General features: G+C 63.8%; 21 protein-coding genes and 1 pseudogene. 9 read left to right on the top strand and 13 right to left on the bottom strand.

What is annotated here, in order from left to right; all coding sequences use genetic code 11:
* Positions 1-190: 190 nt before the first annotated feature.
* Both ACODR6_RS04025 and ACODR6_RS04020 read left to right on the top strand, forming a co-directional pair.
* Positions 191-3,661: an indolepyruvate ferredoxin oxidoreductase family protein gene (locus ACODR6_RS04025; protein WP_489020932.1), complete on the top strand. Its 3,471-nt coding sequence runs from the start codon at positions 191-193 to the stop codon at positions 3,659-3,661.
* 77 nt (positions 3,662-3,738) lie between these two features.
* Positions 3,739-4,902 carry an isovaleryl-CoA dehydrogenase gene (locus ACODR6_RS04020; RefSeq protein ID WP_489020930.1) on the top strand — a complete coding sequence of 388 codons (1,164 nt, stop codon included), beginning with the start codon at positions 3,739-3,741 and terminating at the stop codon, positions 4,900-4,902.
* Positions 4,903-4,913: 11 nt separating this feature from the next.
* Here ACODR6_RS04020 and ACODR6_RS04015 read toward each other — a convergent pair whose 3' ends face one another.
* Together ACODR6_RS04015 and ACODR6_RS04010 are read right to left on the bottom strand one after the other, a co-directional pair.
* A complete protein-coding gene (locus tag ACODR6_RS04015; RefSeq protein WP_112714497.1) occupies positions 4,914-5,273 on the bottom strand; it encodes a type II toxin-antitoxin system HicB family antitoxin in 360 nt (119 codons plus the stop codon).
* Positions 5,270-5,524, bottom strand: a complete 255-nt coding sequence (locus ACODR6_RS04010) for a type II toxin-antitoxin system HicA family toxin (protein ID WP_489020927.1) — start codon at positions 5,522-5,524, stop codon at positions 5,270-5,272. The genes ACODR6_RS04015 and ACODR6_RS04010 overlap by 4 nt, the downstream gene beginning before the upstream one ends.
* Before the next feature lie 78 nt (positions 5,525-5,602).
* Here ACODR6_RS04010 and ACODR6_RS04005 point away from each other — a divergent pair, with 78 nt between their 5' ends.
* The 6 genes and pseudogenes from ACODR6_RS04005 (at position 5,603) to ACODR6_RS03980 (ending at position 12,726) form a co-directional block, all read left to right on the top strand.
* Positions 5,603-7,210 (top strand): carboxyl transferase domain-containing protein, encoded by a 1,608-nt coding sequence (locus ACODR6_RS04005; RefSeq protein ID WP_489020925.1) that lies wholly within the window; start codon positions 5,603-5,605, stop codon positions 7,208-7,210.
* 7 nt (positions 7,211-7,217) lie between these two features.
* A complete protein-coding gene (locus ACODR6_RS04000) occupies positions 7,218-9,197 on the top strand; it encodes an acetyl/propionyl/methylcrotonyl-CoA carboxylase subunit alpha (RefSeq protein ID WP_489020923.1) in 1,980 nt (659 codons plus the stop codon).
* A complete protein-coding gene (locus ACODR6_RS03995; RefSeq protein WP_489020921.1) occupies positions 9,194-10,054 on the top strand; it encodes a hydroxymethylglutaryl-CoA lyase in 861 nt (286 codons plus the stop codon). The genes ACODR6_RS04000 and ACODR6_RS03995 overlap by 4 nt, the downstream gene beginning before the upstream one ends.
* Positions 10,051-10,833, top strand: a complete 783-nt coding sequence (locus tag ACODR6_RS03990; protein ID WP_489020919.1) for a crotonase/enoyl-CoA hydratase family protein — start codon at positions 10,051-10,053, stop codon at positions 10,831-10,833. The genes ACODR6_RS03995 and ACODR6_RS03990 overlap by 4 nt, the downstream gene beginning before the upstream one ends.
* 575 nt (positions 10,834-11,408) lie before the next feature.
* Positions 11,409-11,597 (top strand): annotated as a pseudogene (locus tag ACODR6_RS03985) (RES family NAD+ phosphorylase); the annotation flags it as partial.
* A gap of 127 nt (positions 11,598-11,724) precedes the next feature.
* Positions 11,725-12,726 (top strand): LacI family DNA-binding transcriptional regulator, encoded by a 1,002-nt coding sequence (locus ACODR6_RS03980; protein WP_489020917.1) that lies wholly within the window; start codon positions 11,725-11,727, stop codon positions 12,724-12,726.
* Positions 12,727-12,762: 36 nt separating this feature from the next.
* On the opposite strand, the gene ACODR6_RS03975 is transcribed toward ACODR6_RS03980, so the two are convergent.
* From ACODR6_RS03975 to ACODR6_RS03950, 6 genes are all read right to left on the bottom strand, one after another.
* Complete coding sequence (locus tag ACODR6_RS03975; RefSeq protein WP_489020915.1) at positions 12,763-13,554, bottom strand: transporter substrate-binding domain-containing protein; 792 nt, start codon at positions 13,552-13,554, stop codon at positions 12,763-12,765.
* A gap of 22 nt (positions 13,555-13,576) precedes the next feature.
* A complete protein-coding gene (locus ACODR6_RS03970) occupies positions 13,577-14,494 on the bottom strand; it encodes a glycosylasparaginase (protein WP_489020913.1) in 918 nt (305 codons plus the stop codon).
* 9 nt (positions 14,495-14,503) lie between these two features.
* Entirely contained in the window at positions 14,504-15,238 is a 735-nt protein-coding gene (locus ACODR6_RS03965; protein WP_489020911.1) for an amino acid ABC transporter ATP-binding protein, read from the bottom strand.
* Position 15,239: 1 nt separating this feature from the next.
* Complete coding sequence (locus tag ACODR6_RS03960; protein WP_489020909.1) at positions 15,240-15,911, bottom strand: amino acid ABC transporter permease; 672 nt, start codon at positions 15,909-15,911, stop codon at positions 15,240-15,242.
* On the bottom strand, positions 15,911-16,582 hold the full coding sequence (locus ACODR6_RS03955; RefSeq protein WP_489020907.1) for an amino acid ABC transporter permease: 672 nt from the start codon (positions 16,580-16,582) through the stop codon (positions 15,911-15,913). The genes ACODR6_RS03960 and ACODR6_RS03955 overlap by 1 nt, the downstream gene beginning before the upstream one ends.
* A gap of 143 nt (positions 16,583-16,725) precedes the next feature.
* Positions 16,726-18,219 carry a DegQ family serine endoprotease gene (locus ACODR6_RS03950; protein ID WP_489020905.1) on the bottom strand — a complete coding sequence of 498 codons (1,494 nt, stop codon included), beginning with the start codon at positions 18,217-18,219 and terminating at the stop codon, positions 16,726-16,728.
* On the opposite strand from ACODR6_RS03950, the gene ACODR6_RS03945 reads away from it, so the two are divergent.
* Positions 18,218-18,349 (top strand): hypothetical protein, encoded by a 132-nt coding sequence (locus tag ACODR6_RS03945; protein WP_281438214.1) that lies wholly within the window; start codon positions 18,218-18,220, stop codon positions 18,347-18,349. The genes ACODR6_RS03950 and ACODR6_RS03945 overlap by 2 nt on opposite strands.
* 158 nt (positions 18,350-18,507) lie before the next feature.
* Here the strand turns inward: ACODR6_RS03945 and ACODR6_RS03940 are convergent, their stop codons facing one another.
* The 5 genes from ACODR6_RS03940 to ACODR6_RS03920 are packed head-to-tail and all read right to left on the bottom strand — an operon-like array spanning position 18,508 to position 24,736.
* On the bottom strand, positions 18,508-20,328 hold the full coding sequence (locus ACODR6_RS03940) for an ABC transporter ATP-binding protein (protein ID WP_489020902.1): 1,821 nt from the start codon (positions 20,326-20,328) through the stop codon (positions 18,508-18,510).
* A gap of 27 nt (positions 20,329-20,355) precedes the next feature.
* A complete protein-coding gene (locus ACODR6_RS03935) occupies positions 20,356-21,111 on the bottom strand; it encodes a DUF1028 domain-containing protein (RefSeq protein WP_489020900.1) in 756 nt (251 codons plus the stop codon).
* A 2-nt stretch (positions 21,112-21,113) separates the two neighbouring features.
* The gene (locus ACODR6_RS03930) at positions 21,114-22,898 is read right to left on the bottom strand and encodes a gamma-glutamyltransferase family protein (RefSeq protein ID WP_489020898.1); all 1,785 of its coding nucleotides are present in this window, start codon (positions 22,896-22,898) and stop codon (positions 21,114-21,116) included.
* A 21-nt stretch (positions 22,899-22,919) separates the two neighbouring features.
* Complete coding sequence (locus tag ACODR6_RS03925) at positions 22,920-23,792, bottom strand: ABC transporter permease (RefSeq protein WP_489020896.1); 873 nt, start codon at positions 23,790-23,792, stop codon at positions 22,920-22,922.
* Positions 23,789-24,736 carry an ABC transporter permease gene (locus ACODR6_RS03920; protein ID WP_489020894.1) on the bottom strand — a complete coding sequence of 316 codons (948 nt, stop codon included), beginning with the start codon at positions 24,734-24,736 and terminating at the stop codon, positions 23,789-23,791. The genes ACODR6_RS03925 and ACODR6_RS03920 overlap by 4 nt, the downstream gene beginning before the upstream one ends.
* Between the last annotated feature and the right edge of the window lie 25 nt (positions 24,737-24,761).

Below are 24,761 nucleotides of genomic sequence, written 5' to 3'. Positions count from 1 at the left end.
GCCGAAGGCCAGCCATTGCAAAAATGTCGTGATGGCACATTCTAATTTTCGAAAGATGCGCGGTCGCGCCATTCTTGGCCCGGAAATTCCGCAACTGGAATGATACTATCAGCGTTACATGCCGAGGGAGCGGAAGAGGAGCCCTCCCCAGGCGTCATGGTTCACCACTGCGATCTCGGGAGGAGAGCAGATGCTGGCGACGAGTGTATCGCTCGACGATAAATATACGGCCGACGAAGGCCGGGTCTTCATGTCAGGATTGCAGGCGCTGGTTCGCCTGCCGATGGTTCAGATGCGCCGCGACCATGCGGCCGGGCTGAATACGGCCGCCTTCATCTCGGGCTATCGCGGCTCGCCGCTCGGCGGCTACGACCAGCAGCTGATGAAGGCGCAGCGCTATCTCGATCAGCACCAGATCACCTTCCAGCCGGGGATCAACGAGGATCTCGCGGCCACCGCCGTCTGGGGCAGCCAGCAGGCGGGGCTTTCACCGGGCGCCAACAAGGATGGCGTTCTCGGTATCTGGTATGGCAAGGGTCCGGGGGTCGATCGCTCCGGCGACGTGCTGAAGCATGCCAATGCCGCCGGCACCTCGAAGCATGGCGGCGTGCTCTGTTTTGCCGGTGACGATCACTCGGCCAAGTCGTCCACCGTGCCGCACCAGACCGACCATGATTTCATGTCGGCGGTCATTCCGGTTCTCTATCCGTCCTCCATCCACGAATTCATCGAATACGGCCTGCTCGGCATCGCCATGTCGCGCTATTCCGGCTGCTGGGTCGGCATGAAATTCATCGCCGACACCGTCGAGACCACGGCGGCCGTCGATCTCTCCGGGGAGAAGCGCCAGTTCATTATACCCACTGATTTCGAGCTACCGCCCGGCGGCCTCAACATCCGCTGGCCGGATCCGCCGCTGATCCAGGACGATCGCCTGCAGACCTACAAGGCCTATGCGGCGATTGCCTTTGCCCGCGCCAACCGCGTGGACGAGATCACCCATGACGCGCCGCATGCCCGCTTCGGCATCATCTCCTCCGGCAAGGCCTATGAGGATGTGCTGCAGGCGCTGCGCGAGCTCGAGCTCGGGCGCGAGGAAATGGAAGCAATCGGCATCCGCATCCTGAAGGTGCGCATGCCCTGGCCTCTGGCACCCGAGGCCGTGCGCCACTTCTCGGAAGGCCTCGATGAGGTGCTGGTTATCGAAGAGCGCCGAGAGATCATCGAAAACCAGATCAAGCAGCAGCTCTTCAACTGGCGCTCGGACGTCCGCCCGCGCATCGTCGGTAAGTTCGACGAGCACGACAAACCCTATCTCAGCCTTTCCGCCGCGCTGACGGTCGGGGCGGTCGCCCGCGCCATTGCCGGGCGCATCCTGAAACTCGACATCGATCCTTCGCTGCACCGGCGGATTTCCGACAAGCTCGCCTATCTCTCCGAGCGCGGCCAGATCAGCCGCAGCCATGTGCCGCCGCTGCAGCGCACGCCGTTCTTCTGTTCCGGCTGTCCGCACAATACCTCGACGCGCGTGCCCGAAGGCAGCCGCGCGACGGCGGGTATCGGCTGCCACTACATGGTCACCTGGATGGACCGGAACACCGAGACCTTCACGCAGATGGGCGGCGAGGGCGTGCCCTGGACGGCGATCGCCCGCTTCACCGACGAGAAGCACATGTTCGTCAACCTCGGCGACGGCACCTATTTCCACTCCGGCATCCTGGCGATCCGTCAGTCGGTCGCCGCCAAGGTCAACGTCACCTACAAGCTGCTCTATAACGATGCCGTCGCCATGACCGGCGGCCAGCAGATCGACGGCTACATGACGCCGCAGCTGATGACCAAGCAGCTTCATAACGAGGGTGTCTCGCCGATCTATCTGCTCTCGGACAATCCGGATGCCTATGTGGCGCCCGAACTCGCCCCTGGCGTCATCGTCCTGCACCGTGATCACCTCGATCCCGTCATGCTGAAGCTGCGGGAAACGCCGGGATGCTCGGCGATCGTCTACGTGCAGACCTGCGCGGCCGAGAAACGCCGTCGCCGCAGCCGCGGGCTGATGGAGGATCCGGCCAAGCGCGTCTTCATCAATGAAGCCGTCTGCGAAGGCTGCGGCGATTGCTCGGTGCAGTCGAACTGCATCTCGGTCGAGCCGCTGGAAACCGAATTCGGCCGCAAGCGGCAGATCAACCAGTCGACCTGCAACAAGGACTTCTCCTGCGTGAAGGGCTTCTGCCCGTCCTTCGTCACCGTGAAGGGCGGCGAGCGCAAGAAACGGAAGGCGGTCGAGCCCGTCGATGCCGACATTCCGATGCCAGTCATTCCGGAGATCGGCGACCGACCCTGGAACATCGCGATCGCCGGCGTCGGCGGCACCGGGATCCTGACGATCGGCGCCGTGCTCGGCATGGCCGCCCATCTTGATGGCAAGGTGCCGATGATCCTCGATATGGCCGGCCTCGCCCAGAAGGGCGGCGCGGTGATGAGCTATCTGCGCATCGGCCGCGAGCAGAAGGACGTGACCTCGCCGCGCATCGTCAATGGCGGCGCGGATCTGCTGCTGGCCGCTGACGACGTCGTCGGCGCCTCGAAGGATGCGATCACGCTCTGCAAGACCGAGCGCACCACCGCGATTGTCAATACAGGTCTGATGCCGGTTGCCGATTTCGTCCGCAATCGCGACTTCGATTTCAAGACCGGCTCCGTCATGCACACGATCGCCAAGACGGTCAGCGACCGCTCGGTCTTCCTCGACTTCGGCCATGCAGCGACCGCCCTGACGGGCGACGGCATCAATACCAATATCCTGCTGACCGGCTTTGCCTGGCAGTCGGGTCTGGTGCCGCTGTCGCTGGAAGCGATCGAAAAGGCGATCGAGCTCAACGGCGTGGCCGTCAAGGCAAGCCGTGCCTCGTTCAACTGGGGGCGTCTTCTCGCCCACGATCCGGAGGCCGTCCGCGCCGCAATGGGCGAGAAGGAAGAGCGCAGGACGCTCGCCGACATGTCGTTTGCCGACGTCGTCGCCCATCGCAAGGCGCATCTTACCGCTTACCAGGACGAGCGGCTTGCCGCCCGTTTCGGCGCGCTCGTTGACGCCGCGAAGGCTGCCGCGGCAAAGGCCGGTCTCTCGGACAAGGTTCCCTTCGCCGCTGCCGTCACCTATGCCCGCGTGCTTGCCTACAAGGACGAATATGAGGTGGCCCGGCTGCTCACCGATCCGGCCTTCGAGGCGAAGATGCGCGAGGAGATGCAGGGCGATTTCCGTCTGGTCTTCAATCTCGCGCCACCGGTTCTTTCGGGCAAGGACCCGAACGGCCGGCCGAAGAAGCGCGAGTTCGGCGCCTGGATCCTGCCGCTGCTGCGCGGTCTTGCACGCTTCAAGAGCCTGCGCGGCACCGCACTCGATCCCTTCGGCTACCTGCATGAGCGCAAGCTCGAGCGCCGGCTGATCGCGGACTACGAGAAAGTGGCGGCCCGCGTGCTTGCCAGGCTCGACGGCGGCAACGAAGCGGAAGCTCTTGCCATTCTGAAGCTGTTCGATGAGATTCGCGGCTACGGGCCGGTCAAGGAGGCGGCCGCCCGGACGATCATGGATCAGGTCGAGACGCGTCTGAAGGCGTACGAAACATCGGGTGAGCCGGCACGCATGCCGGACGCCGCATAAGCGACGGTCTGACAATTGGGAGATAGACCCGCTCCGCGTTCGAAGAGCAGCGGAATGGGTTTGAGGGAGAGAGCCGGATGTATTCAGGTGGCCTGAGCTTTGCGCTTGGCGATGAAATCGAAGCGCTGCGCGATGCCGTGAGGCGCTTTGCGAGCGAACGCATCGCGCCGCTCGCCGATGAGACCGACCGCAACAACGCCTTTCCGATGCCGCTCTGGCGCGAGCTCGGGGAGATGGGCCTGCTCGGTATCACAGCGGCCGAGGAATATGGCGGGGCCGCTCTCGGCTATCTCGCCCATTGCGTCGCGATGGAGGAGATCAGCCGCGCGTCGGCCTCGGTGGCACTCAGCTACGGCGCCCATTCCAATCTCTGCGTCAACCAGATCAATCGCAATGGCAGCGCCGGGCAGAAGCAGCGATATCTGCCGAAGCTTGTAACGGGCGAGCATGTCGGCGCGCTTGCCATGTCCGAACCCGGCGCGGGCTCCGATGTCGTCTCGATGAAGCTGAGGGCCGAGAAACGTGGCGACCGCTATGTGCTCAACGGCAACAAGATGTGGATCACCAACGGCCCGGATGCCGACGTCCTCGTCGTCTATGCCAAGACCGACCCGGCAGCCGGCCCGCGTGGCATCACCGCTTTCCTGATCGAGAAGGGCTTCAAGGGCTTCTCGACCGGCCAGAAGCTCGACAAGCTCGGAATGCGTGGCTCCAATACGTCCGAGCTGATCTTTGACGATTGCGAAGTGCCGGAGGAGAACGTCCTCGGCACCGTCGGCGGTGGCGTGAAAGTGCTGATGTCCGGCCTCGATTACGAGCGCGTCGTCCTCTCAGCCGGCCCGCTCGGCATCATGGCCGCCTGCATGGATATCGTCGTGCCCTATCTGCACGAGCGCAAGCAGTTCGGCCAGGCGATCGGCGAGTTCCAGCTGATGCAGGGCAAGCTCGCCGACATGTATGTGACGATGAACACCGCGCGCGCCTATGTCTATGCCGTCGCCGCCGCCTGCGATCGCGGCGAGACCACCCGCAAGGACGCCGCCGGCTGCATCCTCTACGCTGCCGAAAAGGCAACGGCGATGGCGCTCGAGGCTATCCAGGCGCTCGGCGGCAACGGCTATACCAACGACTACGCGGCAGGACGGCTGCTGCGCGATGCCAAGCTCTACGAGATCGGCGCCGGCACCTCGGAAATCCGCCGCATGCTCATCGGGCGCGAACTCTTTGCGGAGACGGCATGAGGCACGGCGGTTCAGCTTCTCACTGTGCTGGAAGCGGATTGGGCGTCGCGGGTTGCGGCTTCGCTCAGCGTGTCGGTGATCCATTGATTGACCGATTGAGCCTTGTTTCCGGCAGCGCGCACCACCTGCTTGTGAAGGCTCGGCGACATACGCAGCGACAGGTTTCCGGAGAAGGGTTTTTCCGGCTCCTGCTTGGTTTCGGCGCAAAAGGCCAGGTAGTCCTCGACGCTGTCGTGAAAGGCCTTGACAAGGTCCTGCGCCGTTTCGGCTTCAAAGGTGACGATGTCCTTGATGCCGACGACGCGCCCGTGAAAGACCATGTCGTCCTCGTCGAATTCGACCGACCCGGTATATCCCTTGTAGGCTTTCATGGCTTTATTCCCGAATTCGTCAGGAACTCCCTGACCGTGCGTACCACGTATTTCTTCGTGTCCGGCGAAGGATGCGGACGGTGGATCAACAGCGACGAACCGCTGAGCGTAAACAGCACCCGTGAGCCGCTTCCTTCCGAAACATCCGCGCCCAGCGCAACGAGCAGAGCTTCGATGTCACGCCATTTGATCGATCCGCTGACAGGTTCCGAGAAAATCGCCTTGAGCGTATTGCGATGGGCCTTGTGCAAGTCAGGTCCCCCCAGCCCCGATCCGACAAAAGTTTCGCATGCGTGGTATCATAATATGGTATCACCGGAGGGCGGTCAATGACCGTATTGAGATCCGAAATCTCCACCAATTCCGAAGCCTTCAAGGCCAATCGCGTGGCGATGGGCGAAGCGAGCAAGGTTGTGGACGACGCTGTCCGGCTGGCGGCCAATGGCGGCGGGCAGGCGGCGCGGGAGCGGCATATCGGGCGTGGCAAGATGTTGCCGCGCGATCGGGTCATGGGGCTGATCGATCCGGCGACGCCGTTTCTTGAGGTTGCGGCGACTGCTGCCCATGGCATGTATGACGGCGATGCGCCGTCGGCGGGGCTGATCACCGGGATTGGCCGGGTGATGGGCCGCGAATGCATGATCGTCTGCAACGATGCGACCGTCAAAGGCGGCACCTATTACCCGATGACGGTGAAGAAGCATCTCAGGGCGCAGGAGATTGCCGCGGAGAACAACCTGCCCTGCATCTATCTCGTCGATTCCGGCGGTGCCAACCTGCCGAACCAGGATGAAGTCTTCCCCGACCGCGATCATTTCGGCCGCATCTTCTTCAATCAGGCGAACATGTCGGCCGCCGGCATTCCGCAGATCGCCGTCGTCATGGGCTCCTGCACGGCAGGCGGCGCCTATGTGCCTGCCATGTCAGACGAGACGATCATCGTCGAGGGGCAGGGCACGATCTTTCTCGCCGGCCCGCCGCTGGTGAAGGCGGCGACGGGCGAAATCGTCAGCGCCGAGGATCTTGGTGGCGGCGATGTTCATACCCGGCTGTCGGGCGTTGCCGATCATCTGGCGCGTGACGATGCCCATGCGTTGGCTTTGGCACGCCGCAGTGTCGCCGCGCTCAATCGCCCGAAACGGACGGATATCGAACTGCAGGCACCGGAGCCGCCGCTCTACGATCCGGCCGAAATTGCCGGGATCGTGCCTGCCGATCTGCGCACGCCCTATGACGTCAGGGAAATCATCGCCCGTGTCGTCGACGGCTCGCGGTTCGACGAGTTCAAGGCGCGTTATGGCGCCACGCTCGTTTGCGGCTTTGCCCATATCCACGGGATGCCTGTTGGTATCATTGCCAACAATGGCGTGCTTTTCTCGGAATCGGCGCTCAAGGGCGCGCATTTCGTCGAGCTCTGCTCGCAGCGCAGGATCCCGCTGGTCTTCCTGCAGAATATCACCGGCTTCATGGTTGGCCGTAAATACGAGACGGAAGGCATCGCCAAGAACGGCGCCAAGCTGGTGACGGCGGTGGCGACGACGAAGGTGCCGAAGATCACCATGCTGATCGGCGGCTCCTTCGGTGCTGGCAATTACGGCATGGCTGGCCGTGCCTTCTCGCCGCGCTTCCTCTGGACCTGGCCGAACAGCCGCATCTCCGTGATGGGTGGCGAACAGGCGGCCGGTGTTCTCGCCACGGTGCGCGGCGAGGCGCTGGCGCGCTCGGGCAAGCCGTGGACGGCGGAAGAGGAGGCGGCCTTCAAGCAGCCGGTGCTGGACCGCTTCGAGAGCCAGAGCCATCCGCTCTATGCCTCGGCGCGTCTCTGGGATGATGGAGTGGTCGATCCCACGAAGAGCCGCGATGTGCTCGGGCTTTCGCTGTCGGCGGCGCTGAATGCGCCGATCGGCGAGACCCGGTTTGGCCTGTTCAGGATGTGAGGCGGCGATGTTCGACAAGATACTCATCGCAAACCGGGGTGAAATCGCCTGCCGCGTCATCCGCACCGCACGGCGCATGGGAATAAAGACGGTCGCCGTCTACTCCGATGCCGATAGCGGCGCGCTGCACGTCGAGCTTGCCGACGAAGCCTATCGCATCGGCGCCGCACCGGCGCAGGAAAGCTATCTCTCGATCGAGCGTATCATCGCCGCTGCCGAGCGCTCCGGCGCCCAGGCTGTCCATCCGGGCTACGGATTCCTTTCTGAAAATGCCGCGTTTGCCGAAGCTGTCGAAGCGGCCGGCCTGACTTTCATCGGCCCGCAGCCTTCGGCCATCCGGGCGATGGGTTTGAAGGATGCCGCGAAGGCGCTGATGGAGCAGTCGGGCGTTCCCGTTGTTCCCGGCTATCACGGCGACAATCAGGATCCGGATTTCCTCGCCGCACGGGCGTCAGAGATCGGCTATCCCGTTCTCATCAAGGCGCGGGCCGGCGGTGGCGGAAAGGGCATGCGCCGCGTCGATGATGCGCAGGATTTTGCCGCCTCCCTCGATGCCGCCCGGCGCGAAGCGCTTGCCGCCTTCGGCGACGATGCGGTGCTGATCGAGAAATATCTGCTGCGGCCGCGTCATATCGAAGTGCAGGTCTTCGGTGACCGCCACGGCAATGCCGTCCACCTCTTCGAACGTGACTGCTCGCTGCAACGCCGCCATCAGAAGGTGATCGAGGAAGCACCGGCACCCGGCATGACGGCGGAGATGCGCCGCGTGATGGGCGAGGCGGCCGTGCGTGCCGCGCGGGCGATCGATTATCGCGGTGCGGGTACGGTCGAGTTCATCGCCGATGTTTCGGACGGCCTCTGGCCGGACCGCTTCTTCTTCATGGAGATGAACACCCGCCTACAGGTCGAGCATCCCGTGACCGAAGCGATCTCGGGCGTCGATCTCGTCGAATGGCAGCTACGGGTCGCGGCCGGGGAGCCGTTGCCGAAGAAGCAGGCCGAGCTTGCGATCAATGGCTGGGCCTTCGAGGCGCGCGTCTATGCCGAGGATGCTGCGAAAGGCTTCCTGCCTGCGACGGGCAAGATCGAGCGGCTCACCTTTCCCCAGACCGGCGTCCGCGTCGATGCCGGGATTCGTGCCGGTGACCGTATTTCCACCCATTACGATCCGCTGATCGCCAAGCTGATCGTCCACGGTCCGAACCGCCAGGCGGCGCTCACCGGCCTGCGCCACGCGCTGGAGGCGACGCGGATCGAGGGAACGGTGAGCAACCTCGCCTTCCTCGCCAATCTGACGCGTCAGGACGATTTCGCCGGCGGTCATCCCGATACCGGGTTGATCGATCGCAACCTCGAAATGCTGACGGCCGCCGCCGAGCCCAGTGGAACGGCAATCGCTCTTGCCGCCGTTCTGTCGCTGGAGGCCAGGCAGGCGGGCAGCGACCCCTGGGAAACGCTGGGGCATTGGCAGCTCTGGAGCGAGATGCAGCGCGTCGTAACACTGCATCATGCGGGCGACGTCTCCAGCCTGCGCGTCGTGGCGCGCGGCTTCGACATGTTCGCCGTCCACAATGGCCGGCGGGTCATCCCTGTTCGCATCGTCAGGCGTGACGGCGAGGGTGTACAGGTCGAGGCGGACGGGCGGCAAGTCTTCGTCGAGGTCAGCCGTCATGGCGGTCATCTCAGCCTGCGCTTCGATGGCGCGGTCCATGTCTTCGATCTCGATGATCCGCTTTCGGCCGCTGCTTCGGAAGGGGCAGGCAGCGACCGGCTGATCGCGCCGATGCCGGGTTTCGTGAAGATTGTCCGGGCGGTCGCGGGCGGCACGGTTTCGAAGGGCGATCCGCTCGTTGTCATGGAAGCGATGAAGATGGAGCTGACGCTCGCCGCGCCGCGCGATGGGGTGTTGGAGAATGTCGCCGTCAGCGAAGGACAGCAGGTGTCGGAAGGCGCATTGCTCGTCAGCCTGAAGGCCGCTGAGGAATGACCCCGGCCCGCGTGACCATCGTCGAGATGTCGTCGCGCGACGGCCTGCAGAACGAGGCGCGTTTCGTCGAGACCGCCGACAAGATCAGGCTGGTCGACTTGCTCTCCGACTGCGGTTTCGAGCGCATCGAAGTGACGAGCTTCGTCAGCCGCAAATGGGTGCCGCAGCTCGCCGATGCCGCTGCCGTCATGGCCGGGATCAAGCGGCGGGCGGGGACGCGCTATGCGGTGTTGGTGCCGAACATGAAGGGCTTCGAGGCAGCGCTCGCCGCCGATGCCGGCGAGATCGCCATCTTCGCGTCGGCCTCCGAGACCTTCTCACAGCGCAATATCAATTGCTCGATCGCCGAAAGCATCGAGCGCTTCAGGCCGGTCGCCGACGCGAGCCGCGAGGCTGGCATTCCGATGCGCGGCTATGTCAGTTGCGTCGTCGAATGCCCTTATGAGGGCGCTGTCGCGCCGGAAGCCGCAGCCCGGGTTGCGGCGGAACTCCGCCGCCTCGGCTGTTTCGAGATCAGCCTCGGAGACACGATCGGCCGCGGGCGGCCGGAGGCGGTGGACCGGATGCTGGCGAGCGTGCTCGGGGAAGCCCCGGCGTCGATGCTGGCCGGGCATTTCCACGATACGTCAGGCCGGGCTCTTGAAAACATTGATGTGTCGCTTGAGCGCGGCCTCGCCGTTTTCGACGCCTCGATCGGCGGCCTCGGCGGCTGCCCCTATGCGCCGGGAGCAAAAGGCAATGTCGATACGCTCGCCGTTGCCCGGCATCTGCAGGCAAAAGGGATCGACACCGGCTTGCGGCTCGATGCGCTTGAGAATGTGGCCCGCTTTGCGCGTGGCCTGAGGAGTGATGGATGAGTTTCGAAACGCTTCGTGTCACGGTCGAGGGCGGCGTCGCTCATGTGAGGCTGGCACGCCCGGAGAAGCACAATGCGCTGTCATCGCTGATGATGGACGAGCTGATCGCCGTCGCCGCAAAACTGTCCGCCGATCCCGCAGTGCGCGCCGTCGTGCTGTCGGGAGAAGGCAAGAGCTTCTGCGCGGGCGGCGACCTTGGCTGGATGCGTGATCAGTTCACGGCAACGCGCGCCGGGCGCATTGCCGAGGCGCGGCGGCTGGCCATGACCTACCGGGCGCTGGACGATCTCCGGAAACCCGTCATTGCCAAGGTCAACGGCAACGCCTTCGGCGGAGGCGTCGGGCTCCTCAGCGTCTGCGATCTGGTGATCTCCGCTGATAGCGCGAAATTCGGTCTGACGGAGGTGCGTCTCGGCATCATCCCGGCAACCATCAGCCCCTTCGTCATCGCCCGGATCGGCGTCTCGGCGGCCCGCGGGTTGTTCATGTCGGGCAAGCTCATCGATGCCCAGGAGGCAGCGGCAATCGGGCTCGTCAACCGCGCCGTCCCGGCCGATGCGCTGGACGAGGCCGTCGATGCGGAGATCGCCCATCTGCTGCAGGCCTCGCCCGAGGCCGCGTCCCGCGCCAAGGCTCTTCTGAAATCGCTGGGGAACCCGATCACCGAAGAGGCCATCGACCGGGTCATCGAGCGGCTCGCCGATACCTGGGAGACGGCGGAAGCCCAGGAAGGCGTCACTGCCTTTTTCGAGAAGCGTGCGCCATCCTGGCGGAATTAACATCATTTTGCAGACTGTGCACGTCCGAGGGGACGGTGACGTGGACTTCGGCTTGAGCGCTGTGCGGCTCATGTTTTACCGAGTGCTCAACTGATTTTTTCAGTGGGTAGCCGGCTATGCAGCCAATGATGATGCAACCGGGCACGCCAAGAAGGCCCATCCAAAAATTGTTCCAATAGGCACGTGCGAGCTCTGGCGGGCAACGAGGATCCCCAGTCTGGATGCTCGTCCACCGGGATCCCCACGTGTCGATTGGGATGTTCTTGGCGATTCTCGCATGGCGAGTATTGCGCCAGGCAGCGACGAGATACAGAACCGGAAAAGCACTGAAACTGATGAGGCCGATGGCACGGCAGATCAGCTGCCAGCACAGTCGCCATGCGGCTGGCACATCAGATTCACGAAGCCGGGTGAAATATAGCTAAGGCCCAAGGGCAACATGAATGCAAGTACGGCGAGGATTGCAACGGTAAGGGGAAATCTCATGGTGGGTCTCGGCTTGAGATGTCGCATCCTACGTTCGAAGCGTTTTCACTTTGTAAGTATTTTGTTTCGAAACCTATCGTTCCCCCTGGTTGCCCGCGACGCAGCGCCTGCTAGAACGGCTGATCGCCGACGGCTTCGATGGTGTCATCTACCCCTCCTTCATGTCGCCGGGCGGAACCTGCGTCGCCCTCTGGCGCTGGAATACGCCCGGTTCGCCCGAGCTTCGCGCCATCGATCCCGAAGGGCGTCTGCCGAAAACGGCAGCCTCCTGGCTGTAGGCTTTCGCAGCCCGCCGGCCTGACCCATTTGCGCATGATTGCGAAGCACGGCGCAATCTGGCAGTTTGCCGGAAATGGTCGCCATCTTCAGTGGCGCCGATACGAAAATGCGGGGAAGCGATTGACGATGAAAGCACCGACCGGCCGTGACGCTGCTCCGACGATTGCCGATGTGGCGCGGCTGGCGGGGGTCTCCCGAGCCGTTGCAAGCCGGGCGCTGTCGACGGAGCCAAGGCCGGTTTCGGCAGACAAGCGCGAGCGGGTGATCGAGGCGGCGAACACCCTCGGTTACAAGCCCAATCTGCTGGCCCAGAGCCTGACGACCAAGACCGTCAATCTCGTCGCCGTCGTCGTCAACCACATCCACGATCTTTCCGACCTCGATCTCTTCGACCGGCTGATCGACCAGATCCAGTCGATCGGCAAGCAGGTGATCCTGATCCGCATCGGCTCGGTGGCGCGCGTCGAGGAGTTCCTGCGCAACGGCGTCGCCTATCATGTCGATGCGGCGCTGGTATTTTCCGATTTCGCCGATGCGGCGACCGTGCGGCGGATGTTCCGTTCCGATCTCGTGGTGATGCTGAACGGGTTGCACGATCATCTCTCGCCCGTCGTCATGCCTGATGAGGCGACCGGCATCTTCCAGGCAGTGGCTGATGCCGCCAGCAAGCGGGTCAGGACCGCGGGCCTCGTCACCGGCCGCGCCTCCTCGCCGGTCGAACACAGCCGCATTGGCATCTATCAAAAGGCCTTCGAGCAGCACAAGATCGAGCTCGTCCGCACCGTCCAGGGAGATTATTCCTATGCGAGCGGCCACGCCGCTGCGGCCGTCTTGACCGGCAACGACTGTCCGGATGCGATCTTCTGTACATCGGATGCCATGGCGATGGGCATCCTCGATGTCTGCCGGTCCGATTTTCCGGGCAACAAGCCGCCACGCTTCCGCCTATACGGCTTCGACAACCTGTCGCTGACGGATTTCGACGCCTATCCGATCTCGTCGATCGGCTACGACAAATCGGACTATGTCCGCCACGTCGTCGATTTCATCGCCGACCCCGAAGGCTTCCGCTCCGGCCAGCCGCCGATCTCGGTTCCCACCCGCTTCGTGCTGCGGGCGACGTCGTAACGAGAAAGGCCGCCGCGAGGGGCGGCCTTCTTTTCTTTACCACTGCGGGTTCAGAGCCGGCGGGTTGGCTTCGGGGCCCCACCACTTCTTGTAGTTCGCTTCGTAAGCGCCCGACTGGATGTAATCGGAGACGAACATGTCGAGCCAGCGGACGAATTCCGGGTCGCCCTTGGCGACGGCCATGCCGATCGGGTCGTTCGAGTAGAGACCTGCGAGGGTGACCAGCGCCGGGTTCTTGGTGGCGAGGTAGTCGAGCAGCGAGGAGTCCTCGATAGCAGCGTCGACGCGCTTCTGCTGCAGCTGCAGCACGCCGTCGGGCGCGAACTGGTCGACATAGACGAGTTCCGCGTCCGGAACGGCGGTCTTCAGGAAGGTTTCGCCCGTCGTGCCACGGCCGACGACGATCTTCTTGCCGGCGAGATCCTTCAGATCCTTGATGCCCGCATCCTTCTGCACGATGATGCGAAGGCCGGCACGGTTATAGGGGATCGAGAAGTCGACGACCTTGGCGCGCTCGAGCGTTGCCGACGTGTTGGCGATCGCCACGTCGATCTGGCCGGAGACGAGCATCGAGATGCGTGCATCGCCGGATACGTCGGTGAACTCGACGGGAACGCCGATCTTCTCGGCCAGGCGCTTGGCGACATCGACGTCGTAGCCGACGGGATTGTTCTGGTCGTCGCGGAAGCCGATCGGCTCGCCGCCGAGCGAGACGCCGATACGGATCGTGCCGCGCGAGCGGATATCATCGAGCATGCCGGCGAAGGACGGCAGAGCTGAGCCTGCGACGACGGCGATCGCAGCGATCGCGGTGAGTAAGCGTTTCATTGTTCCATTCCCTCTTCGTTGATTATGCCTGTTTCGCTGCCCGCAATTCCGGTTCGGACATTGAATCCTCCCAGAGCCAGTAGCTGATTTCGCCCTCGCATCTGAAATTCACCACCTCATGATTTCCTTTTGCGTCAACCGCGTGAATGACGACACCTGCAAGGAAACCGGTATCCAGTTCGTTAAGCTCCTCGACGGCGAGCTTGATCGCGTCGGACAGCGAATAGCCGAGCTTCATGGCGAGAACGATGGTGCGCGAGGTCGAGCAGCGCATCGTCATCTCGCCGGTATGGGTGCAGGCGGCGGCGCCATAGCGGCTGTCGGCATAGAAGCCGGCGCCCGGGATCGGCGAGTCGCCGAGGCGGCCCGGATATTTCCAGGCCCAGCCGGAGGTGGAGGTTGCCGCGTGAATGCCGCGGGCGGCATCGGCGGAGAGGAAGACGGTGGTGTCGCGGACGCGCTCGGGATCGGTGATCGCCTTGCTGAGCGGCGCCAGGGGAATGTTGGGGAATTTCGCGAGGTCTTCGGGCGCGACTTCCTTCTCCAGCCGTTCCCACCAGACGCGCTTGCTGTCTTCGAACAGCACGTCGTCTTCCGGGAAACCGATTTCACTTGCAAAGCGGCGGGCGCCGTTGCCGGTCAGCATGACATGCGGGAGGCGCTTCATGACTTCATGGGCAAGCTTCGCGACCGGCAGCGTGTTCGGCACCGCGCCGACCGAGCCGACGTCGCGCGTCGTGCCGTCCATCACGGCGGCATCGAGCTCCATGTCACCGATCATGTTCGGCCAGCCGCCGTAGCCGACGCTGCGGACCTTCACTTCGCTCTCGACCTTGCCGATGCCGGCGACCATGGCGTCGAGGCTGTTGGCGCCGCTGCGCAGCATGTCGACCGTATGGGCAAAACCCGGCCAGGCTTCTTTGTTGGCGATGAGCAGCATGAAAAACCTCTAATCTTTACGCATCTTGGAAAGGAACTGGGCAACGCGGGGCTGCGCCATGCCGCCATCGGCGGCGAAAAACTGTTCGGTCGGCAGGTCGACAAGCAGCTTGCCCTTGTCGAGGAAGACGATCCGGTCGGAAATCTGCCGGGCGAATTCGATCTCGTGGGTGACAAAGAGCATTGTCGTGCCCTCTTCGGCGAGCTTGGCGAGGATCGCCAGAACTTCGGCCGTCATCTCCGGGTCGAGCGCGCTCGTCACTTCGTCGAGCAGCAGGTAGCGCGGCTGCATGGCAAGCGCCCGGCAAATGCCGACGCGCTGGCGCTGGCCGCCGGAAAGCTGGGCCGGATAGGCATCGGCGCGCTCGCCGAGGCCGACGGATTGCAGGAGTGCACGGGCGGTCGCCTCGGCTTCGGCGCGCGGCTTCTTCAGAACCTCGATCGGCGCCAGTGTGACGTTTCCGAGCACGGTCATATGCGGATAGAGATTGAAGAGCTGGAAGACCGTGGCCGAGCGCTTGCGGGCCTCAGTCAGTTCCTTCGGCTTGCCGACATCGAAGTCGTCGACGAGGATGCGGCCGCCGTTGAGCTTTTCCAGTCCGTTAATGCAGCGGATCAGCGTCGACTTGCCGGACCCTGAAGATCCCAGGATCGAGACGACTTCGCCCGGATTGATCGTCAGGTCGACACCGTCGAGGACGGCGGTCGAGCCGAACGCTTTCTTGACGTTTTCTACTTTCAGCATGTCAGAGCCCTCTCCAGGCGCTATGGGCCCTGAGGCGGTTTTCGAAACGGGTGCCGAGAAGCGCGACCAGCTTGGCCGTCGCGTAATAGAGCAGGCCGACGGCAGTCCAGACGATGAACGGCTTCAGCGTGCGCAGGTTCAGGATATTGCCGATCTTGGTGAGATCGACAACGCCGATGACGGAGATCAGCGATGTCACCTGCAACTGGTTGACGAGCAGCGCGATCAGCGGGCCGATCGCAAAGGCCATCGCCTGCGGTGCCACGACATGGCGCAGCACCTGCCAGCGCGTCAGGCCGAAGACGCGGGCGGCCTCGATCTGGTCGCGGCCGATGGATTCGATTGCCGACACGGCGATGACATAGACGAAGGCGGCAGTATTGGCCGACAGCGTGATCGTCGCGGCGGTCACCGGCGTGATTCGGATATGGAAGAGTGCGGGAAGGCCGAAGAAGACCAGGAAGAGCTGCACGAGGACCGGCGAGTTCTTCAGGAGCTCGGAGAGGAAGGTGACGATCTGCAGCAGCACCGGTACCCGGTAGAAGCGCACGACGGCCCAGAGAATGCCGATGACCAGACCGATGAGCGACGTGCTGAGGAAAAGCGCGACGCTGACGCCGAGTCCCTGGGCCAAAAGCACGAGATCGAAGGGGGTGAAATCCGTATAGCGCATCAGCTTGCGGCCTCCAGCATGTCACGGTTGAGGCGGCGGTGAAGCAGCGTGACGCCGAGCGAGACGAGATAGGTGAGTGCCGCATAGGCGACGAGCAGCACGACATAGACCTCGAACGGCCGGTATGTTTGCGACACGACGATCTGCGCCGAGCCGGTCAGCTCGTTCAGCGTGATGGTCGAGAGGATCGAGGAGGTCAGGATCAGGTTGATCAGCACCGAGCCGAGCGGGCGGATCGAGGTCCTGAGCGCGATCGGCAAGACGATCTTGGTGAAGGTGACGCGGCGCGAGAGCCCGCTGACTTCGGCCGCCTCGATGATGCCGGGATCGATCGCCAGGATGCCGGCGCGGATGACATCGGAGGCATAGGCGCCGCCGGCAATCGACAGGGCCACGACGCCTGTCGTAAAGGCATCGATATATATCCCGAGTTCCGGCAGGCCGTAATAGAAGAAGAACAGCTGCACGATGAAGGGCACGTTGCGGAAGATGTCGACATAGACGAAGGCAACGCGGCGCAGCGTCGGCGACGACGAGGTGCGGGCGATGGCCACGAAGGCGCCCATGATGACGCTGCCGAGCAGCGCCAGCGCGCAGGCTTCCGCCGTCAGCAGCGCGCCTTTGCCGAGAAAGCCGAGATGCGGCAAAAGGATCGAAAGGTCGAACCGCACGATCGCTCCCCCCAAGCACGATTGAAACCGGTTTCATATTGCGGTCACAAAACGGCGCTGTCAAGCGCCGAGGTGGGGAAGCTGTGGAATAGTGAGACGCCCCGCATGAGGGTGCGGAGCGTCTCGTCGCGGCTTGGCGCCTCTCAGGCGGCGGAGAACGGCACGGCCACGAACGTCTTGTTGCCACCGCGTTCGATCAGCAGCAGCACCGACTTGCGGCCCGACTTCGCGGCGCTCGCAACGGCGGCCTTGGCATCGCTGGCGTCGTGCACCGGCTTGTCGTTGACCGAGACGATCACGTCGCCCGTCTGGATGCCGGCAGCGGCTGCTGGCTTGTCGGGGTTGACGCTGGCAACGACGGCGCCGTTGACGCTGCGCGGCAGGTTCAGCTCCTGGCGGGCATCGGGCGTCAGGTCGGCAAGGCCGACGCCGATGCTCGGGCCGCTCTGGGTCTTGCCGTCGCTTTCGTCGGCTGCGGCCTGCTTCTGGCCGTCGTCGTTACCGCCGATCGTCACGTTCAGGTCGGTGCTCTTGCCATCGCGCCAGACGGTCATCGTCTGCTTGGCGCCGGGGCTCATGTCGGCGACGAGGCGCGACAGGTCCTTCGGCGTCTTGACGGCTTCTCCGCCGACGGCGGTCACGATGTCGCCGGTCTTGATGCCGGCGCGGGCGGCAGGCGTATCGCCGGAGACGGCGGCGACGAGCGCGCCCTGGGCGTCGCTGAGGCCGACAGCATCGGCAACATCCTTGGTGACGGCCTGGATCTGCACGCCGAGATAGCCGTGCTCGATCGAGCCATCCTTCTGCAGCTTGGCGACGATCATCTTGGCTTCATCGGAAGGAATGGCGAAGCCGACGCCGACGCTGCCGCCATTCGGCGAGTAGATGGCGGTGTTGATGCCGACGACATGGCCGTCGCGGTCGACGAGCGGGCCGCCGGAGTTGCCGTGGTTGATCGGTGCGTCGATCTGGATGAAGTCGTCATAGGGGCCGCTATGCAGGTCGCGGCCACGGGCCGAAACGATACCGGCAGTCACGGTCGTGCCGATGCCGAAGGGGTTGCCGATCGCGAGGATCTGGTCGCCGAGCTTCAGCTTGTCGGAATCACCCCAGGCGACGGTGGCGAGCGGCTTCGGCGCCTGGATCTTCAGGACGGCGATATCGGACTTCGGATCGGTGCCGACCAGCTTGGCCGGCAGTTCGGTACCGTCATCCAGCGTCACCTTGATGTCCATGGCATTGTCGATGACGTGGTTGTTGGTGACGATCACGCCGTCAGGGCTGATGATGAAGCCGGAGCCGAGAGCCATCGCATGCTGGCCGCCTTCATTCTTCGGTGCCTGGTGCGGGAAGGGGATGCCCTGCTGCTCGAAGAACTGGCGGAACTGCTCGTCCATCGGCGACTGCTGGTCGCTGGCGTCAGTGGCCTTCATGGTCGTGGTGACGGTGACGACGGCAGGCTTGTCGGCATCGACGATCGGCGCGAACGAACCGCCGGAGGCAAGCGTGCCGCCGATTTCGGCCGGTGCTGCGACAGCGGTCGCGGCATTGATGGTGAAGGGAAGCGCTGCGGAGCCTGCAATCAGGGCTGCACCCAGAAGCGCTGCTGTGCGGTGCTTGAGGAGAATCTTGGACATGGCGAATGGTCCCTTGCAAATCGTTGCTAAGCGGCGTCTTGGTTCCATGCCGGGAACGCGGGCGTCGGGCGAAATACACGAATTCTTCGCGATCGAAGATAAAATCGCCAGTATTGGCGGTGTTTACTAGGCTTCGTGAAGAATTAGCGCTTGAGAACTGATATGCGCCGCCTGACGTCACTTTACAAATTAAATGTTCATTACGGTTTCATTGCAAAACCGTAAGCATTACAGGGATTTAATATTTGGAGGCCGGAACAAATCCGGGCGGGGCCGGAACCCGCTGGTTCATGCCTCGACCTGAACCAGATGGCCTTCGCTGACGCTCTTGTAGCACCGCTTCGGCGGCACATAGCCAAGCGGCCGGATCGGGCTCTGCAACTCGTCCGTCGAGAGGCCGCGCCTGATGCCGCGGCGCGCCGGATCGGGAACCGGGACCGCCGAAATCAGCTTCTTCGTGTAGGGGTGCTGCGGATTGCCGAACACCGCCTCGCGGGGGCCGATCTCGACGATCTCGCCGAGATACATGACGGCGACGCGGTGGCTGACACGCTCGACGACCGCCATGTCATGCGAGATGAACAGGAAAGCGAGGTTGAGGCTCTGCTGCAGGTCCATCAGGAGATTGCAGACCTGCGCCTTGATCGAGACGTCGAGTGCCGAAACGCTCTCGTCGGCGACGATGACTTTCGGATCGAGCGCAAGCGCCCGGGCGATGCAGATGCGCTGGCGCTGACCGCCGGAAAACTCGTGTGGATAGCGCTCCATCATGTCGGCCTTCAGGCCGACGCGTTCGAGCAGGTCGGCCGCCTTCTCGCGGGCCTGCGCCCGTGTACCCAGACCATGCGCCACGATCGGCTCGCTGACGGTGGCGCCGACGGTCATGCGCGGATTGAGGCTGGCGAAGGGATCCTGGAAGATCATCTGGATGCTGCGGCGCATGCGACGGAGGCTCGAGGAATCGAGATCGGTGACGTCGTAGCCGTCGAGATTGACCTTGCCGGCATTGGGCTCGATCAGCCGGGTGATCGAGCGTCCTGTCGTCGACTTGCCGCAGCCGGATTCGCCGACCAGCGACAATGTCTCGCCCTGGAAGAGGTCGAAGGACACGTCCTCGACGGCATGGATCGCGCCCGTACGGCTGCCGAAAATGCCGCCGCGGATGGCAAAGCGCGTCGTCAGGTTCTTGACCTCTAGGATCGGTGTCTTGCCGCGATCGACGGTATCAGCAACGGCGACCGGTTCGCTGCGCTCGCCCGTCGCGGTATCGACAACGGGGAAACGCAGCGGCCATTTCTGGCCGGTCATCGAGCCGAGCCGCGGCACCGCCGAGAGCAGAGCGCGCGTATAAGGGTGCTTGCCGCGATGGAAGATGTCGTCGGTCGCACCTGTTTCGACGGCCTCGCCACGATACATGACGATGGTGCGGTCGGAAATCTCGGCGACGACGCCCATGTCGTGGGTGATGAAGAGAACGGACATGCCTTCCTCTTCCTGCAGCAGCTTGATCAGGTCGAGGATTTGGCCCTGGATCGTCACGTCGAGTGCCGTCGTCGGCTCGTCGGCGATCAGGAGTTTCGGGCGCGAGGCGAGCGCCATGGCAATCATCACGCGCTGGCGCATGCCACCGGAGAATTGATGCGGATATTCGTCGAAGCGCGACGAAGCGTTAGGAATGCGGACCTTTTCGAGCAGGCGGATCGTTTCGGCCCGCGCCTCGCTCTTGGTCATCTCGCCGTGGCAGGTCAGCGCTTCCGAGATCTGGCGTCCGATCGTGAAGATCGGGTTCAGCGATGTCATCGGCTCCTGGAAGATCATCGCCGCATCGTTGCCGCGCACCCGGCGCATCTCCCTGTCGGATAGCGACAGGATATCTTTGCCGTTCAGGAGGATGCTGCCCTCGATGCGGCTTTGCTTCTTGGCAAGCAGGCGCATGATCGACAGCGAGGTGACGCTCTTGCCCGAGCCGCTTTCGCCGACGATCGCCACGGTCTCGCCGGGCATGACGTCGAAGGAGACGTCGCGCACGACCGGCCTCCAGGCGCCATCGACGAGAAACGACGTGGTCAGGTTGTTGACCGAAAGCACCGGTTTTGCAGCTTCACCCATATCCTGTTCCTGCTTCATGGTTCGGTCTTAGCTCTTGAGCGGTGTGGCGAAGGAGGCCGAGGGTCGGCCCTCGGCGAGGCGGGCGGCTTCGAGTGCGGCGATCTTCGCGTCGATCTCGCGACGGTCGATCATGCCGCTCGGTCTCTCGCGCGTTGCCATCGTTTCGGCGACATGCAGATAGCGCTCGCCGGCGACGGCATAGAGCCGCCGCAGCTCTTCCAGCGGATCGGCATGGTCGTCGGCGCGGATGTTGAGCCAGGCATAATCCTGGGCGCGATAGATCACGAGCGCGGCGGATTGCTTGCCGCGCTTGTCGCCACCGGCATTCTCGCCGGCCTGCATGGCTTCCAGCAGCCTTTCGGCGAGCGGCTTTCCCGCCGTCTTCTGGAAGGTCTCGAGCGTGGCCGCGATCACCTGCGGACCGGCCAGCATGTTGCCGGCCACCGAGACATTTTCGGCGACCAGATGCCCGGCCCAGTCGATGCATTTCTCGCCGGTAAACGCGGCATTGCGGCCCGACGCATCGATCATATGGAACTGCCGCTGATCGCGGCCTTCGTCACGCGCGGCCAGCTCGGCAATAATTGCCTCCGGCGCTTGCCCTGCGGCAAGCATCGCCAGGCCATCGACTCCGTTCAGCGGATTGACGAAGGCCTGCGTCGCCACCGCGCCGATGCCGCCGCGGATATGCGGGACGATGCCGCCGACGGCGAAGAAGCGGCTGGCGACGGCGATGCCGAGATGGCCGTTATCGGGGTCACGGGCGACGATCGAGTAGGTCACGGTTATCTCCCCACCGCATAGGCCTGCATCAGCCGCGGCGTAGCCGCTGCCCGCAACAGGCCATCCGCATCCCGGCGTGCAGCGGTCAGGCGGCCGACCGTCCAGGGATCGGCGACCGTCAGCTTGTGGCCCTTCCGGCGCAGCGTCTCCAGCACGTCCCCGCCGAAATTCGCTTCGGCCATCAGGCCGCCCGGTTCGCGGGTGCGCGGGTAGAAGGAACCGGGGAAATGCGAGGTGTGGAACAGCGGCTGATCGATCGCCGCCTGCAGGTTCATCTTGTGATGGACATAGCGCAGGAAGAAGGAGAGCTGCCACTGTTCCTGCTGGTCGCCGCCGGGCGTGCCGAAGGCCAGCGTCGGTCGTCCCTCGTAGAGCGCCAGCGACGGCGTCAGTGTCGTGCGTGGGCGCTTGCCGGGGGCGAGCGAGGTCGGCAGGCCGGGTTTGAGCCAGAACATCTGGGCGCGCGAATTCAGGCAGAAGCCGAGGCCGGGCACGACCGGCGACGACTGCAGCCAGCCGCCTGATGGCGTGATCGACACCATGTTGCCCTCGCGGTCGATGACGTCGATATGGACGGTATCGCCACGCTTTTCAGACAGATGCGCCATGGTCGGCTCATAGACCGCACCGGTCTTCGAGGTGACGCCGAGCATGTCCATCGTCAGTGCATATTGCTCTTCGAAGCCGGGCACGATGCCGGGTTGCAGCTCCAGCGATGCCTCTGGCTTGATGAGCTTGCGGCGCTCGTCATTATAGGCGTCGGACAGCAGATGCTCGACCGGGATCTTCGAGAAATTCGGGTCGCCGTAATAGATCTCGCGATCGGCGAAGGCGAGCTTCATCGCTTCGGTGACCGTATGAACGAAATCGGCACCGGCCGGATCCATCGAGGCGATATCGACGCCCTTCAAAAGCGCCAGCGTCTGCAGGAAGACCGGACCCTGGCCCCAGGGGCCGATCTTGGCGACCGTCCAGCCGTGATAGTCGTAGGTCTGCGGCGCTTCGATGGTCGCCGACCAGTTCGCCATATCGTCGGCGGTGATGACGCCCTTGTGCTTGGTGCCGCTGGCATCCATCACCGCGGTCGAACTCGCGTAGCGCTCGATCGCCTCGGCGACGAAGCCGCGATAGAAGGCGTCGCGGGCCGCCTGGATCTGCTCCTCGCGATCGCGCTTGGCTTCCGCCTCGGCGACGATCCGCTTCCAGGTCTCGGCGAGAACCGGGTTCTTGAAATTGGAGAGCGGCTCGGGAACGGAGCCGCCGGGCAGCCATGTCTGGTGCGAGGTCGGCCATTCCTTCTCGAAGAAGGAGGCGAGACCGGCAATCGTTGCCGAGACGCGGGGCAGCATCGGATGGCCGTTTTCGGCGTAATAGATTGCCGGTTCGAGAATTTCGCGGACGGTCAGGCGGCCATAGTCGCGCAGCATCAGCATCCAGCCGTCGAAGCTGCCGGGGATGACGGTCGCGAGCAACCCGTCGCCGGGGATCAGCTTCAGGCCTTCGGATGTGTAATGCTCGATCGTGGCGCCTGCCGGTGCCGGTCCCTGAGCGCAGATGACCTCGACCTTGTCCTTCTTCTTCGAATAGAGGATCGCCGGCATGTCGCCGCCCGGGCCGCAGAGATGCGGCTCGACGATTTGCAGCACGAAGCCGGTGGCGACAGCCGCGTCGAAGGCGTTGCCGCCCTTTTCGAGAATGCTCATGCCGACGGCGGAGGCGATCCAGTGGGTCGAGGTGACGACGCCGAATGTGCCGAGGATTTCGGGACGGGTCGTGAATGCGGTCATTTCATATGTCCTTTCAGGAGATCATGCTTCGCGCGGATCGAGCGCATCGCGCAGGCCGTCGCCGAGGAGATTGAAGCCGATGACGACGAGGAAGATCGCCGCCCCCGGCCACATCGCCATCCATGGGGCTTGGGAGAGGAAGTTCTTGGCAACGTTCAGCATCGAGCCCCAGCTGGCGGCGGGCGGCTGCTGGCCGAGACCGAGGAAGGAGAGGCTGGCCTCGGCGATGATCGCGGTCGCGACCGTCAGCGTTGCCTGGACGAGGATCGGTGCCGCGACGTTCGGCAGGATGTAGCGGGTGATGATGCTGAAATGGCGAAGGCCGATCGAGCGCGCGCCCTCGACATAATCCTCGGTCTTGACCGCCAGCACCTGGCCGCGTGTCAACCGGATGAAGATCGGCATGGCCGACAGGCCGATGGCGATCATCGCATTGGTCAGGCTCGGCCCCAGGAAGGCGGCGAGCGCGATTGCGGTGATCAGGAACGGCATGGCGAGGAAGGCCTCGGTGATGCGCGAGATGATCTGGTCGACCCAGCCGCCGAAATAGCCGGCAAGCAGCCCGAAGGGTACGCCGATGAAAACGGAGATCGCTACCGAGAAGACGCCGGCCATCAGCGAGGCCTGCGCCCCCCAGATCATGCGGGAGAGGATATCGCGGCCGATGTCGTCGGTGCCAAGCCAGTGGGCGGCCGATGGCGCCTTGCGGATCGCCGACCAGCTGGTGGCATTGGGGTCCGGGATCGGCAGGATTGGCGCGGCCGCCGCCAGGATCGCGAAGAAGGCGATGATGCCGAGGCCGACAAGCGCGCCCTTGTTGGCCTTCAGCTTGCGCCAGGCGCGGCTTGGCACGCGCTGCCCGGTGGCGACGGCAACCTGATCGATGGCGGTCATAGCGAGGCCCTCATGCGCGGATTGAGAAGGACGAAGAGGATATCGGCGATGAGGTTCATCATGATGAAGCCGATCGCGGTGCAGAGCACGACGCCCTGGACGACGGCGTAGTCACGGTTGAAGACGGCATCGACGATCAGCTTGCCGAAGCCCGGAATGGTGAAGATCTGCTCGGTCAGGACGGCGCCCGCGAGAAGTTCGCCGAAGAGAAGCGCACTCAGCGTCACGATCGGCAGCACGGCATTGCGGAAGCTGTGTTCGAGAACGACGGAGCGCTCCGAAAGCCCCTTGGCGCGGGCGGTGCGGATGTAATCGGCGCTGAGGACGCTGAGCATCGCCGAGCGCGTGTGGCGCATGAGGGTCGCCGCCAGCGCATTGCCGAGCACGAAGGACGGCATCAGCATCGTCTGGATCGAGCGGAGCGGGTCGTTGAAGAAGGGCTCGTACCCTGATGCTGGCAGCCAGCCGAGCTTCACCGAGACAAGCAGGATCAGCATGATGCCGAGCCAGAAATTCGGGATCGAGAGGCCGGAGAGTGCGATCAGGTTTGCGAGATAGTCGAAGAGCGTATTCTTCTTCACCGCCGCCAGAATGCCCATGGGAACGCCGATCACGAAGGCGAAGACCATCGACATGATGGCAAGCTGGATCGTCACGGGAAGCTTCTCGGCGACGAGCTCGAGAACCGGCTGATTGGTCCGGAGCGAGATCCCGAGATCGCCCTGCAGCACCGAGCCCAGCCAGGACACATACTGGTAGGGCACCGGATCGTTCAGCCGGTATTTCTCACGCAGATACTCGATGACCTGCGGATCCCGCTCTTCGCCGGCCATGGCGAGGATGGGGTCGCCGGGCAGGAGCTTCTGCAGCGAAAAGACGAAGACCGATATGATCAGCAGCGTCGGAATGGCGACGAGAAGCCGCTTGGCGATGTAGGTGTACATGGTGGGCGATCCTGAACGGGCCTGG

The organism is Rhizobium sp. FG96 (assembly GCF_057808655.1).
Note: the sequence above shows the minus strand (reverse complement) of the source record. Positions and strands in the feature narration are given on the sequence as shown.